Below are 13,825 nucleotides of genomic sequence, written 5' to 3' on the forward strand. Positions count from 1 at the left end.
TGGTTAGTTTTTAGTTGTTAGAAAAGAGCGCCCCAGCCGGGTCGGCTGGGGCGCTCCTGCTTTTGCTGTTTTTTAATTTGCGTAACGGTACAGGAAAGTGACGATCTGTGCCCGGCTGCACGCAGTCTCCGGGCTGAATTTCCCGTTGCCCGTGCCGCCCGTAATGTCCTGCTCCACCGCCCACTGGACGGCTTTTTCATAGTATGACCCTGCCTTTACGTCCTTGAAGCCAGCGGCGGTGCCCGCAGGCTTAGGTTCTCTGGCAGCCCGCCACAGGAAGGTGACAATCTGCGCTCTGGTACAAACCGCATCCGGGCTGAACTTCCCATCGCCCGTGCCGCCGGTGATATTGTTTTCCACCGCCCAGCGCACAGCCTTTTCGTAATACTCTTCGCTCTTTACATCGCTGAATATGCTGCCTTCTCCCATAGTATCCGGTCTGCCTGCCGCCCGCCACAGGAAGGTAACGGCCTGAGCGCGGGTGCAGGAGGTATTGGGGCTGAAATGGGTATCGTCTGTACCCGCGGTGATACTACGCAGGGACGCCCATATCACGGCGTCGGCATAATACTCACCGGCGAAAACATCGTTGAACCGTGAGAGAACGCTGCTGGAACTGGGAATCTTCCCTACAGCGAAACGAATATTATTTTCTTTCGCAAAGGTCTCCACATAGCTCCCCTTTTCTCCGTAAACCGTAAGCCACTCGCTGTCTTGGAAAGAGGTAACATCGATCTGCTTGACGCTTTTGGGCACCTCTATGGCATACAGACTTTGGCAGTCGCAAAACGCAGCCAGTCCCAGCGAGGTAACTCCTTCCGGGATAATTACGGTAGTCAGATTATCGCAGCTGTTGAACCCGGATAATTCCTTGACCCCAGCCGGGATATCCACAGAAGTCAAAGCAGTAGTGGCAAATGCCGACATACCAATTTTCTTCAAGCCTTTTGAGAGCTTCACGGAAGCTAAGCGATAACAAAGCTCAAACGCGCTGCCACCGATCTCAGCAACGCTGTCGCCCATTTCCACAGAGGTCAGGCGCTCACACATTTTAAACGCACTGCCGCCAATATATTCCACTCCATCGGAGATCGATACCGATGGCAGCTTATAACACCAGAAAAACGAAATTTCGCCGATTTTTTTCACACTGCTGGGAATATTCACATCGGTACAAACGTCGAACCCCGCGAACGCGCCAGACCCGATGGAGGTAACGCCCGGAGCAACTGTGATTGTTTTTGCGAACTCGCGCCAATGGGCATAGGGCGGAGCGTTTTTCCCATAATCCTCCATCTCTCCTGTGCCGGAGACGGTGAGGGTCGCTGTTTCCGTATCGTAGCTCCAGGTAACATTTTCCCCGCAGGTTCCCGAAACAGATTCAGGATCAGCAGCTTCCTCCGCCCCGGCTGCCATAGGCATACATCCTATCAGCAAACAACAAACCAACAGCAAGCTTAGCAAGTATTTTCCTTTTTTCATACAGCTCACCTTCCAAAACTTCTTTCCAGCTAAAAAACTACCTCAGCACGCGCTGACGCGCCCGGTATTGGCGTCCAGGGTGACCACAGCGCCGTTTTTCAAAATCTCGGTGGCGTATTCCGCCCCGGTAATGACCGGCTTATCCATGGCAAGCCCGGCAATGGCGGCGTGGGTGTTCTGCCCCTTCTGCTCGGTGATGATCCCCGACGAACGGCGAAGGTAGTCCACCATGGAATTGTCCGTTTCGGCAACGACCAGAATGTCCCCGTCCCGGAAATTTTTCAAATCCTCCGGCTTTTTCACCACGCACAGCCGGGCGGAAACCGATTTCTCCGTCACGCCCTGCCCGGTGAGCAGCACGTGCCCCACCACGTGGACCTTCATCATGTTGGTGGTGCCGGACACGCCCAGGGGCATTCCGGCGGTGATGACCACCAAGTCGCCGCTTTTCACCAGCCCTGCCCGCTCTGCGGCGTCTACGGCATGGTCAAAGAGGGCGTCGGTGTCCTTTTCCTCGGCAATGACCAGGGGGGAAACGCCCCAGGAAAGGTTCAGCTGGCGGCTGACGTGCTCCTCGATGGTACAGCCCACAATGGGATACAGCGGGCGGAACTTGGAAAGCTGCCGCGCCGTGCCGCCGGATTTTGTGACGGTGATGATGGCTTTCGCCCCCAGGTCGTGGGCGGTGGTGCAGGTGGCGTGGGAAATGGCGTTTGTCACGTCAAAGGCGATGTCGGAATTGTCCCGGGAATTGAAGCGCTGGATATAGTTGATGCTCTGCTCCGCCTTTTCCGCAATGCGCACCATGGTTTCCAGCGCTTCCACCGGGTATTTCCCCGCGGCGGTCTCGCCGGACAGCATGATACAGCTGGTGCCGTCATAAATGGCGTTTGCCACGTCGGTGGCTTCCGCCCGGGTGGGGCGGGGGTTCTTCATCATGGAATCCAGCATTTGGGTGGCGGTGACCACCTGCTTCCCGGCGTGGTAGGACTTTTGGATCAGCTGCTTTTGCAGCACGGGCACGTCCTCAAAGGGAATTTCCACGCCCATGTCGCCCCGGGCGACCATGATGCCGTCCGTCACGCGGAGAATTTCATCGATATTGTCCACGCCCTCCATATTTTCGATCTTGGCAATGATATTGATGGTATGGCAGTGGTATTCCTCCAGTATCTTGCGGATTTCCAGAATATCCGCGGCGGAACGGGTAAAGGACGCGGCGATAAAATCAAAGCCGTTTTCGATGCCGAAAATGATGTCTGAGCGGTCGCGTTCGCTGATAAAGGGCATGGAAAGCTTGGTGCCAGGGACATTGATGCCCTTGTTGTTGGATACCACGCCGCCGTTTTTCACTTCGCAGACAATATCCGTATCGGAGACGTTGCGCACCTTCATTTCCACCAGACCGTCGTCGATCAGCACCCTTGCGCCGGGCTGCAAGTCCTTGGGCAAATCCTGATAGGTGATGGAAACGATTTTTTCATCGCCTGCCACCTCCCGGGTGGTCAGGGTAAAGGTATCTCCCTTTTTCAGCTCAATGGGACCGTTCTGAAAGCTTTTCACCCGTATTTCGGGACCCTTGGTGTCCAGGATCGTGGCGATGGGCAGCCCCAGCTCCTCCCGCAGGCGGGTGACGACCTCCAGCTTTTTTGCCGCGTCCTCGTGGGTGCAGTGGGAGAAATTGAACCGGGCGGCGTTCATACCCCCCAGCATGAGACGGCGCAAAACGCCCTCGTCGTCCGTGGCAGGTCCCAGTGTGCAGATGATCTTTGTCTTTCTCAGCATATCGCTTCCGTCCTTTCTGTATTTGAATGTTACGCATTGCTTCCGTGAAAAGCCTGTCTGCCCCGAAGGATCAGCGCCGCGGTCTCTTCCACCCTGCGGAGATAGAACGGGTCCGGGTCGGCGGCGTTTGCCAGAAAATCCTCTTCCAGAAATTCTACAAATTCATTCAGCGCCGCAAGCGTCACGTCCCACAAAAACTCCCGGTAGTCCAGGGGCTGCTTCATGCGCCGGTAATACGCCTGTAAAAACTCCCTGCGCAGGCTGTCGGTCATGTAATAGGGAAAGGCTTCCCGATTTTCACTGCCATGGGCGATGAGCCGGGCAAGGTCCAGCGAATAGGGCATTTCGCCGCCGAACGCCCAGTCGATCAGCACCACTCTCTTCCCGTCAAACAGCGCGTTATATTGCAGGAAATCCCCGTTGCACAGGGTCAGCGGGCAGGTTTTCTGCCGCTCCAGAAAAATTTGATACGCTTCCCCCAGCGCCGGGTGCGCGGCGAGGCACTGTGCCCGGCGGGTGATCCTTGCCCAATACCGTTCAAACCGCTCCCCGCTGTTTTCTCCGCCGCTTTCAGGCTCCCCCCGCCAGTACGCGTTGTGGAGCGCCGAAAGGCTTTCCGCCGCCAGCGAAGCCAGCTCCGGGGTAAATTCCCGCAGATCGTTTCCTGGAACATATTCCAGCAGCAGCCAGCAGCTTTTCCCTTTCTGCGCCGCGCGGTACAGCGTGGGGACGGGAAAATCCCCCTGCTCCAGATAGGCGCGGTACAGCTCCGCTTCCGCCGGGGCGCTTCGTTTCAGCACGGCTTCACGCCCATCATATTCCATGCGGTAAACGGAATATGCCCTGTCCGCTCCGCCGCCGTCCTCATGGAACTGCCGAATATTTTTCACCCGGCTCTGTTCCAGCCCCAAAGCCTGAAAAGCAGGCTCTAAGGCGTTCGCCTTTTCCGGCGGCACTTCGACCAGATAATTTCCTTTTCCCATGTTTTTCTTCTTTCGTTATTTTTTTACTTCGATCTCAAACACAGCGTCCTGAAAATAAAAACGGCAGTTTTCGGCTTCTATGGCGGGGAAGGGGATCACGCCGGAGGTTTTTACGCCGGGCAGGATAGAGGTTTGAAGCTGGGGATAGTCAAGATACAGTGGATCGTATTTGCTTTCATACTGGGTCTGCCCCTGCACCACGTCTCCATCGCGTCCAAGGTAAACCTCCCCTTCTCCCAGATTTTCCACAGACAGGAACACCAAAAACCGCTTTTCGCAGAATTCCACCTTTTCCACAGTGACCTTCAAATTCCCCATGGTTTGAGAAACCGGCTCTTCGCTTCGGAACAGCGGCGGGTCGTCCCCTTCCTCCAGGGAGACCACCTCCAGGGTATCCGCTTCCAAAATAGGCTCTATGGCTTGATTTGTCAGCGTTCCGCTGACTTTCACAATGTCCCCCACCTGAAGGGGGATCTCCTTTGCCGCGACCAGCGTGGGATTTTTCCGTTCCCCGATATTCTGGCAGAGCTCAAAGCGCACCTCGCCCTCCGTGGTGGTGAACCCGGCGGTGACAACGCCGGTGATCGTCGCTTTTCTGCCGGTATAGTCCGTGCCGGTCCCGTCGGTGTGGGCATACATATCCGCAAGCTCTGTCCGGGTCATTTCACCCTCGGCCACTGTTTCCGCATAGGGTACGGCGGTTACCCTGACCTCCGCTTTCCCCTGCACGAACGTCCCCTCAAAGCGCACGGTCCCGTCCGCTTCCAAAATTTTTCCCTGACCGTCAGGCTCTCCTGTTTCCGGGTCGATCTCACCCTCGTAAACGCTGCCGTCCGTGCTGTACAGCCGCCCGTTTACCGGGCTGTTGGCGGCAGGGTCAAATTTTCCCTCAAACAGCAGCACATCTTTATAGAAATACTTTCCTTCCAGGATACCGCCGTTTTGGAACGTCCCCTCCCAGCGGTCGGTTTCGTTCCCCAGTACGCCTTCCCCCTGGTACACATCGTCACGGTACTCGCCTTCGTAATAGGTCCCGTCTTCCCATTCCGATCTGCCATGACCGTTCCAGTGCCCCATATCCCATTCCCCGGTATAGGTCCAGGCTCCGCCTTCTGCGTTCTGAGAAGTAAACGTCCCCTGTCCGTGGGGAAGACCGTCCTTCATTTCCCCCGTGTAAGTTCCTGTACGCGTTCCATAGGAAAATTCCAGCGTCAGCTCCAAAGCGCTGACCGTTCCGGCGCTTCCCGAGCTTTCCGGCGCTTTTGACGAGCCTGGCGCCGGCATCAGCAGCGCACAGGCGGAAAGCCCCAGCAAAAGAAGCCCTGCCGCCAGAAAAGATGCAAGCAACTTTTTCATAAAAATTCCTCCCTGTTTCCTTTTTCCCGATCCTCTGCTATAAAGCGGTGCTGTGCCCGCGTTATTTTTCACTTAAAATCCGATAGATATCGCCCTTGCGCAGCCCGGTGAGCCGGGCTGCTTCCTTTGCCGCGTCGGCGGCGGAAAGCCCCTGCTCCATCTTTTCCCGGGCAAGCCCGGCAGCGTCCTCCACCGTGTATTCCTCCTGCGGCTCGGCAGAGGCTTGCGCCCCTGCGACCACCAGCACATATTCTCCCTTTGGCTCATGCTCCCGATAATGGGCGGCGGCGGTGCGCAGATCCGTGCGCCAGACCTCCTCGTGGAGTTTTGTCAGCTCCCGGACAACGGCAAGCTTCCTGTCCCCGCCGAACAGCTTTTCCAGATCGGCGAGGGTCTTCCGTAGCTTGTGGGGGGCTTCGTAAAAGACCATGGTGCGGGTCTCGTGCTCCACAGAAAGGAGATGCTCCCGGCGGCTGCGCTTATTCATGCTCAAAAAGCCCTCGAAAGTGAACCGCCCGGTGGGCAGCCCGCTGACCGCCAGCGCGGAGATCACCGCCGTGGGTCCGGGCACCACATACACCGGGATATGTTCCACCGCGCAGGCGGCAACCAGCGTTTCCCCCGGGTCGGAAATGGCAGGCATTCCCGCGTCCGACACCAGCGCGCAGGTCTCCCCCGCCCGCAGGCGCTGCAAAATAAGCTCCCCATGCTGTATTTTATTGTGCTCAAAATAGCTCATCAGGGGCTTTTTGATGTCAAAACGATTTAAGAGCTTCATGGTCACCCTGGTGTCCTCGGCGGCAATGAAATCCGCCCCCCTCAGCGTTTCCACTCCTCTGGGGGAAAAGTCCTCCAGATTCCCGATGGGCGTTCCCACCACATACAACGCGCCTTTTTCCAGCTTCACCGGCGTTCTTCCCTTTCCGGGGCTTTTCCGTATTCCCCGTAGATTTTCAGCATTTCTTCCGTAAAATTCCCGCTGCCGTCCGAAATCAGCAGCGTTGGTTCTATATCTACGCCGGGTCTTCCGCCCCGGCGGCATTCCAGCAAAAATAAGTAAGGTCTTTTTCCCGGCGCTGACTGCACCAGCCGCAGCCGCTTGGGCTCCAGCCCGTGCTGGCGGGACACCTCCACCGCTTCCGCCAGCCGTTCCCCCGGCAGGCAGACGCACAGCCGCCCGCCGAACCGCAGCGCGTACCGGGCTGCGTCCGCCAGTTGCAGCAGGGAAAGTCTTTCCTCGTGCCGGGCGGTTTTCCTCGCTCCCTCCCCGGCTTCCCCACTGCACAGGGGATAATAGGGCGGGTTGCAAGCGATCAGATGAAAGCCCTGGTGGGGCAGAAGCTCCCGGAAATCCCTCACGTCGCCCTGCACCACCTGGATTTTTCCCGACAGACCGTTTTCCAGAACGGACTGCTCCGCAAGCCGCGCCGCGGCACCCTGCAGTTCCACTGCCAGCACAGCTTCCGGGGCTGCCCGGGCGCACCACAGCAGGGGGATCGTCCCGCAGCCCGTGCCGAGATCGGCGCAGCGCTCCCGGGGGCGGGGCAGGGAAAAATCCGCGAGCAGCAGGGTGTCGGTGTTAAACCCATGCTCCTTTGTGGTCAGCACGCGGAAGCCCTTTCCCAAGGGCTCCCATTTAGCTTCCGGCTGCAGTTCCGTTCTCATCACAGGGCGTCCCACGCTTTCCAAAAAATCAGAAAAAAGAAGAACCCGGAGATAAGACGCGCTTCTCCCCGGATTCCGCTTTTCCGAATCAATAACCCGAAAGCCGATCAGCCCTCCTGAGGAGCGCCTACCGGGCATACTCCGGCGCAGGCGCCGCAGCTCACACAGGTATCGGGGTCGATCACGTACTTGCCATCGCCCTCGGAGATAGCTCCAACGGGGCACTCACCGGCGCAGGCGCCGCAGGCAATGCATTCATCGCTGATAACATAAGGCATGGGGTAACACCTCCAAAGATTTTTACACCCTTATTCTAGCACATTTCTACTAAAAATCAAGACATTTCTTTTCCTGTCAGTCGCCTTTTTACGAATATGCCAGGCATTCCCAAAAGAGCCGGCATAACGATCCGCCCCGTTGTCAATGCATTTCAGAATTTCCCTGTTTGTCATATTTCCCTCCGTACCCTTGGCGCGGCAGTTTCCCTTTCCCGCGGTTTTCCACTTCTTACAACAAAATTTCCCATAGAAAAAAGCTCCCTGAGGGAGCTTTTTTCTAACTGCTGACAACTGCTTTATTCCAGATTCTTCAGCTGCTCCGCTTCTTTTTTGTCCACCTTGATCTTTCCGTCCCGCAGGACCTTCACCTCGTCCACCTGATAGACCTTTGGGGCGGCGTCGGGGTCCTTGTCCAGCCGGACGGTGAGCTTTCTGGTCAGCAGGTTCTGGTCGATGACCACGCCCTTGCCGTCCGGGGTGGAAACTAAAGCGTTTACCTTGGGGGTGGTGCGCAGCAGGTCCTGATAGGCTTCCTGCTCATATTTCAGGCAGCACATCAGGCGCCCGCAGGCGCCGGAAATCTTCACGGGGTTCAGGGAAAGCCCCTGCTCCTTTGCCATTTTGATGGACACAGGCTGGAAGCTGCCTAAAAACGACCCGCAGCAGAAGGGTCTCCCACACACGCCGATACCGCCCAGCATTTTCGCCTCGTCCCGCACGCCGATCTGCCGCAGCTCGATCCTGGTGCGGAACTGCCCTGCCAGGTCTTTCACCAGCTCCCGGAAATCCACACGACCGTCGGCAGTGAAATAAAACAGTATCTTGCTGTTGTCGAAGGTGTATTCCACCTCTACCAGCTTCATTTCCAGCCCGCGTTCGGCAATTTTCCCCTCGCAGATGCGAAACGCCTCTTTTTCTTTCCGGCGGTTCTCCTCTACCCGGCGCAGGTCGTCCTTGTTCGCCTTGCGGATCAGCTTCCGCAAAGGCTGCACGATGGAGCTGTCGCTCACTTCCTGATTCTTCATGGCGATCTCGCCGCATTCCACGCCGCGGGAGGTTTCCACGACGACCTTTTCCCCGCAGGCCAGCTTTTCCTGACCGGGGTCAAAATAATAAATTTTCCCTGTATCTCGAAACCGTACTCCGACGACCTCTGCCATACAAACTCTCCTTTTTCCCGGCGGTCTGGCGCCGCCGTCTATGGTAGCTTCCTTTATTTTCCTGCCGCTTCCCGCAGCTGGGAACAGAGACAGCAGATCAGCAGGCTCATGTTGGCGTTTCGTTCCAGCTTTTTCCGAAATTCCTCCGGGATCTCCGGCAGCCTGCACAGCCGGTTCTTCGGCAAGCCGGACAACAGGTCCGCTTCCCTGTGGGCGCTGCCCAGCAGGCTTGTCCCGCCCATGCGCAGCACGCAGGCGTCCCGGAAAATCACCGACAATCTCCCCAGCACTTCCCCGCAGAGCTTTCTGTCCTTTTGCAGCGGCGCGGCGGCTTTCAGCAGCGCGTCTCCGCTTTTGTCCATCACTCCCGCAGCCATGGCGGCGGCGATTTCCGCCGCCTGGGCGGAGGCACCCCCCTGGGCTTCCTCCAGCATTCTGCCGATATTCCCGCCGCAAAGCTCCGCCAGCCGTCTGGCGGCGGTGCTGTCCACGCCGGCAGCCCGCTCCACATAGGCGGCGGCTTCCTCCGGCGGGGGTGGCTTCAGGGTAAAGCTCTGCACCCGGGAACGAATGGTGGGCAGCAGCTGCTCCGCCGACTCGCACACCAAAAGGAACACCGCCCCTTCCGGCGGCTCCTCGATCACCTTCAGGAGCTTATTCTGGGCGGCTTCGGAGGTGCGCGCGCCCATCAGCAGGATATACACGCTCACGTCCGCTTCCTCCGGCATACGGTAAGCGTCGGCAGTGACTGCCTTTATGGTATCAACGCTAAGGGAGCGGGTCGCCCCGCTCCCTTCTTCCACCCGGATATCGGGATGCGAACCGGCAACGGCGCGGATACAGGAGGGGCATTCCCCGCAGGGGGCTGCCTCCCGGTTTCTGCACACCAGCGCTTTTGCGATCAGCTTTGCCATAGTTCGCTTGCCGCAGCCCGCCTCCCCCTGCAGCACGACGGCATGGGGAAAGCGATGCTGGGCGAAAGCAGCGGACAGCGCCGCCTTCACCTCGTCATTTCCTAAAAAGCCGGAAAAATTCATCAGACCTTCTCAAAACGATCCACGTTCAGCACAAAGATGGTGGAGCCGCCCACGGTGACTTCCACCGGGAAGGAGGAATACATGCCCACGTCCATGGTGGAGGTGCTGGGAACGATCTGGGTACGGCGGCTGCTGTACTTGGAAATCAGCCCGATCACGTCGTCCACCTTTTCGTCGTCCACGCCGGAAATGAAGGTGGTGTTGCCCGCCATCAGAAAGCCGCCGGTGGTGGCGAGCTTCGTCACGGAATAGCCTTCCCTGGTCAGCGCAGAGGACACGGCGCCGCTGTCGTCATTGCTTACGATTGCAAGAATCAGTTTCATAAAAACCATGCCTTTCCGGGCAGCCGTTTCCGTTTGCCCGCGGGATTATTTCGTTCGGTAAATCTGTTTTACCATAGGCGCTGAAAGCGCCGGCTGCAAATGATCTTCCGTAGTCATTATATCATGGAAGCCGGGAAAATGCTAGGTTTTTTGAAAATTTTGTGAAAACCGTTTTTTCCTCTCCCGGTTTTCGCTGCCGCGCAATTCTTCTTTTATCTCGTTCCTGCACCAGAACAGCGCCAGAATATTGGGGACTGCCATCAAGCCGTTAAAGGCGTCCCCCAGCTGGAACACGGCTTTCAGAGGCAGGATACAGCCCAAAAACGCCGCCAGCGCCGACACGAGGGCAAACGCTGTTCTGCCCTTCCCGTGGGTCAGGTAGAACAGCCCCTCCCTCCCGTAGCAGCACCAGGAGATCACCGTCGCCGCGGCAAACAGCGCCGTGCAGAGGGAAACCGCCCAACTGCCCGGCTGTCCCAAAGCGGATTCGTAGGCAAAAAAGGTGAGCTTTGCCCCTTCCAGCATGGGAGAGCGGCAGCATAAAATGCAAAGCCCCGTTACCGTACACATGACAATGGTATCCACAAATACCTGGAAAATCCCCATGCAGCCCAGCTCTACCGGGGTGCGGCGCTCCACCTTGTCATAGGCAAAGGCGGAGCTGCCCAGACCCGCTTCGTTGGTGAACACTCCCCGGGACACACCGGTTTTCAGCGCCAGCAGCGCCCCCGCCGTACCGCCCGCCCCGGCTCTGAGCGTGAACGCCTCCGCGAAAATGCTCTGGACCGCGCCGGGCAGGTTCTCCCGGAACACCCACAGCACCCCGAGGGAAGCGCCAAAAAACAGCAGCGTCATGGCGGGAACCAGGCGCTCCGTGATCTTCACCGCGAAGCTCAACCCGCCCCGCGCCACGAAAAAGACAAGGGCACCCAGCGCCAGCCCGGTGGCAGCCGCGGGCAGCCCAAAGCTTTCCAGCGACGCCGCGCAGGCGTTGGTCTGGGTCATGTTTCCCATGCCGAAGGAGGAAAGGCAGCACCCGGCGGCATACAGAGCCGCCAGGGGTTTTCCCCATTTTTGTACCGATTCGATGTATCCCAGCGCGCCGGGGGCGTTTTTGTGCTTCGCCGCAAGAAGGTTCTCCCCAAACACAGTCATCATGCCGAACAGGGAGGAGACCCACATCCAGAAAAGCGCGCCTGGTCCGCCCACGGTGATGGCAGCCGCCACCCCCACGATATTTCCTGTGCCGATAGACCCGGCAAGGGCTGCCGTCAGCGCCTGGAACCGGGTGATCTCCCCCTCTTTTTTTCCTTCCTCTCCGCCGCCCACCGCCGCTTTCAGCCATCTTCCCACATGGCGCAGCTGGAAAAATCCTCCTGAAACGGAAAAATAGATTCCAGCCGCCAAAATCAGCAGCAGCACGTGCCAGCCCCACAGGGCGTCCCGCAATGCTTCAAGCATGGTCAGCCTCGGGGCGCTCCACGGGGACTTCTAAGACCTCCTGAATTGCCTGGAGCAGTTTTTCGGCGATCTCCTCCGTGCCGTTGGTCAGCCACGCCTCGTCCTGGGGGTTGTCGTGGTAGGCAAGCTTGATGAGCAGCACGGGAACGTCCTTCATGGGGGTGGTTTCGGCTTCCGCCACAGGGCGGGGCCCCGCAAGCTCCGGCTGGGGGTAGGTTTCCTTCAGCCGGGCGGCAAATTTTTCCGCCGCCAGCTTGCCGTCGGCGCTGTGCTCCGCATAGCATACGTCCAGCCCTTTCCGCTGCCCGGCTGCTTCCGGCGGAGCCGTTTGCGAGCGCAGGCTGATATACAGGCTGCATTCCCCCGGGGATCCGGGCTGCCGGGGATCTTCCGGGGAAACCCGCGCCGCTTCTACCTCTCCCCCGGCGGAAAGAAGCTGTATGGCGCGGTCCGCGATTTTCCCGATCCAGTACCCCTCCGTGCCGCCGTTGGGATATTCCGCCCCCGGCTGGGCTGGCAAATTGAAAATCACCCGTTTCATGGTATTGGCTCCTTTCTCACACCGTTTGACTGTTCCACCAAACAATATGTGCCGATTTTTTCCAATCATTCCGGCAGCTTCATACGTTTGGTGAAAAACTCCTTTGAGCTCACCCCGGACGGGCGCAGGAACCGCCCCAAACCGTACAGGGATTCCGGGTCCCGGGTGACCTTTCCCGTCCTTTCCTCGCAGGTCAGGGTGCAGGAAAAGCCCAGCTCTTTCACGATTTCCGGCGTGGTGGCGCTCACCGCGCCAAAGGGGTATACAAAGGTCTGGGGCGCTGTGCCCACAGCTTCCTCGATGGCAGCTTGGGCTTTTTCCAAATCCGCAGTCAGCCGCTCCCGGTACTGCTGCTCCGTCTCCCCGGACATTTTTTTCACACCCACAGGGCTTTTGCTGCTTTTATGCAGGTCATAGCTGTGGTTCTCCACCTCTACCAGCCCGGAATCCGCCATTTCCTTCAGCTGCTCCCAGGTGCAGTGGGTATAATAGCCGTTCTTTTCCCCGCTTTCGGTATAAAACTCCGAAAAGTACCCGATGGGGGAAATGACAAATTTGCATTGGTGCTGCTTTGCCAGCTGGAAGGCATAGAGATAATTGTTGTAGTAGCCATCGTCAAAGGTGAGCATGATCGGCTTTTCCGGCAGTTCGCCCCCTTTGGTATAGGCGATCAGGTCCCGGGGCAGGATCGTGGTGTAGCCGTGGTCGTTCAGATATTTCATGTCGCTTTCCAGCTCGTCTGGGGAGATCACGTATTTCCCGTGATAGGCTCTGTCCTTCAGCACCGAATGGTACATCACCACGGGGATCTCCACCCCCTGCTCCACGGTGGCGGCGCTCACGGTGAAAAGCACCGCGAAAACCGCCGCTGCGCCCAGCACGGAAGCCGCAAGCAGCTTCCAGTTTATTTTGAAGGACGCATACAGAAAACCCTTTCCTCTGCCTTTTCCCATAAAAAACACCGCCCTGTCTTACATATATAAGCACAGGGCGGCAAAGATATGAATTTAGATGCTGGATACTAGATGCTGGATTCTGGATAAGTGCAAGGGCAAAAGTATCTTTTACGGCTGCGCTCCGCGGGCAGACAAGAACTTTTTACGTGAAGCGCAGCTTGGCTTTCAAATGTTTTGGGGTTTATCCCTTGCTCCTCCTGATTTCAAAGGATTCTCCATAAATTGACTCTTCCCGCACCACATCGTATTCATAGCCGGGGAAGTCCTTGCGGACCGTGATGGTGTTCAGGCAGTTGTAGCCCAGCTTTCGGTACAGGCGGATCGCCCCCTCGTTCCGGGCGGCGGCTTCGATGTACATACTTTGGGAGTATTGTTTTACAAGCTCCTCCGCCAGCCGTATGGCTTCCCTGCCGATTCCCTGCTTCTGGCAGGCGGGCAGGACGAACAGATCCTCCAGCCAGTCGATTTCCCCGCCCCGGCTGCCAAGGTGCAGGAACCCTACCGTGTCTCCGTCCCGGCGGATAAAATAGAGCCTGTGCCCCTGTGCCGTCCACGCGGCTAAATCCTCCCGCGCTTCCTCCGGCGGCATATCGTACTGGTTGTGGGCTTTCCAAAATCCCCGGATCAGAGAGACTGCCTGCTCCTCCTCTCCCTGATATGCGGCAAGCTCTATCGTTTTCATAAAAATTTCTCCTTTGGGAAAGAAAATGCCGAACCGCAGGGCTATAAAATCGGGAAGTGCCGATTCCACTAAACTAAAGTGTATCTTCTCCTCCGCCTGCGGCGGGGGAGAAGATA

The 13,825-nt window shown here is 57.8% G+C and carries 14 protein-coding genes; all 14 read right to left on the minus strand.

Going from position 1 to position 13,825, the window contains the following annotated elements; genetic code table 11:
- Nucleotides 1-72 precede the first annotated feature (72 nt).
- A complete protein-coding gene (locus AB8996_RS09420; RefSeq protein ID WP_369298723.1) occupies nt 73-1,455 on the minus strand; it encodes a leucine-rich repeat protein in 1,383 nt (460 codons plus the stop codon).
- A gap of 69 nt (nt 1,456-1,524) precedes the next feature.
- Nucleotides 1,525-3,267, minus strand: coding sequence for a pyruvate kinase (pyk, locus tag AB8996_RS09425; protein ID WP_369298724.1), 1,743 nt, complete (start codon nt 3,265-3,267; stop codon nt 1,525-1,527).
- Between the two features lie 29 nt (nt 3,268-3,296).
- A complete protein-coding gene (locus AB8996_RS09430) occupies nt 3,297-4,250 on the minus strand; it encodes a phosphotransferase (protein WP_369298725.1) in 954 nt (317 codons plus the stop codon).
- 15 nt (nt 4,251-4,265) lie between these two features.
- Nucleotides 4,266-5,606 (minus strand): hypothetical protein, encoded by a 1,341-nt coding sequence (locus tag AB8996_RS09435; protein WP_369298726.1) that lies wholly within the window; start codon nt 5,604-5,606, stop codon nt 4,266-4,268.
- Between the two features lie 61 nt (nt 5,607-5,667).
- The gene (rsmI, locus tag AB8996_RS09440; RefSeq protein WP_369298727.1) at nt 5,668-6,513 is read right to left on the minus strand and encodes a 16S rRNA (cytidine(1402)-2'-O)-methyltransferase; all 846 of its coding nucleotides are present in this window, start codon (nt 6,511-6,513) and stop codon (nt 5,668-5,670) included.
- On the minus strand, nt 6,510-7,271 hold the full coding sequence (locus AB8996_RS09445) for a tRNA1(Val) (adenine(37)-N6)-methyltransferase (protein WP_369298728.1): 762 nt from the start codon (nt 7,269-7,271) through the stop codon (nt 6,510-6,512). Before AB8996_RS09445 ends, rsmI begins: the two co-directional genes overlap by 4 nt.
- 107 nt (nt 7,272-7,378) lie before the next feature.
- On the minus strand, nt 7,379-7,549 hold the full coding sequence (locus AB8996_RS09450) for a DUF362 domain-containing protein (protein ID WP_369298729.1): 171 nt from the start codon (nt 7,547-7,549) through the stop codon (nt 7,379-7,381).
- A gap of 296 nt (nt 7,550-7,845) precedes the next feature.
- A complete protein-coding gene (locus tag AB8996_RS09455; RefSeq protein WP_369298730.1) occupies nt 7,846-8,709 on the minus strand; it encodes a stage 0 sporulation family protein in 864 nt (287 codons plus the stop codon).
- A 53-nt stretch (nt 8,710-8,762) separates the two neighbouring features.
- On the minus strand, nt 8,763-9,746 hold the full coding sequence (locus tag AB8996_RS09460) for an ATP-binding protein (RefSeq protein ID WP_369298731.1): 984 nt from the start codon (nt 9,744-9,746) through the stop codon (nt 8,763-8,765).
- On the minus strand, nt 9,746-10,069 hold the full coding sequence (locus AB8996_RS09465) for a cyclic-di-AMP receptor (protein ID WP_369298732.1): 324 nt from the start codon (nt 10,067-10,069) through the stop codon (nt 9,746-9,748). Before AB8996_RS09465 ends, AB8996_RS09460 begins: the two co-directional genes overlap by 1 nt.
- Before the next feature lie 141 nt (nt 10,070-10,210).
- Nucleotides 10,211-11,530, minus strand: a complete 1,320-nt coding sequence (locus AB8996_RS09470) for an alanine/glycine:cation symporter family protein (RefSeq protein ID WP_369298733.1) — start codon at nt 11,528-11,530, stop codon at nt 10,211-10,213.
- Nucleotides 11,523-12,071 carry a hypothetical protein gene (locus tag AB8996_RS09475; protein ID WP_369298734.1) on the minus strand — a complete coding sequence of 183 codons (549 nt, stop codon included), beginning with the start codon at nt 12,069-12,071 and terminating at the stop codon, nt 11,523-11,525. Before AB8996_RS09475 ends, AB8996_RS09470 begins: the two co-directional genes overlap by 8 nt.
- Nucleotides 12,072-12,136: 65 nt before the next feature.
- Entirely contained in the window at nt 12,137-13,024 is an 888-nt protein-coding gene (locus AB8996_RS09480; protein ID WP_369298735.1) for a polysaccharide deacetylase family protein, read from the minus strand.
- 184 nt (nt 13,025-13,208) lie between these two features.
- Nucleotides 13,209-13,709: a GNAT family N-acetyltransferase gene (locus tag AB8996_RS09485; protein WP_369298736.1), complete on the minus strand. Its 501-nt coding sequence runs from the start codon at nt 13,707-13,709 to the stop codon at nt 13,209-13,211.
- Between the last annotated feature and the right edge of the window lie 116 nt (nt 13,710-13,825).

Origin of the sequence: uncultured Neglectibacter sp. (assembly GCA_937958185.1) — a bacterium.
Lineage (GTDB): Bacteria > Bacillota > Clostridia > Oscillospirales > Acutalibacteraceae > Acutalibacter.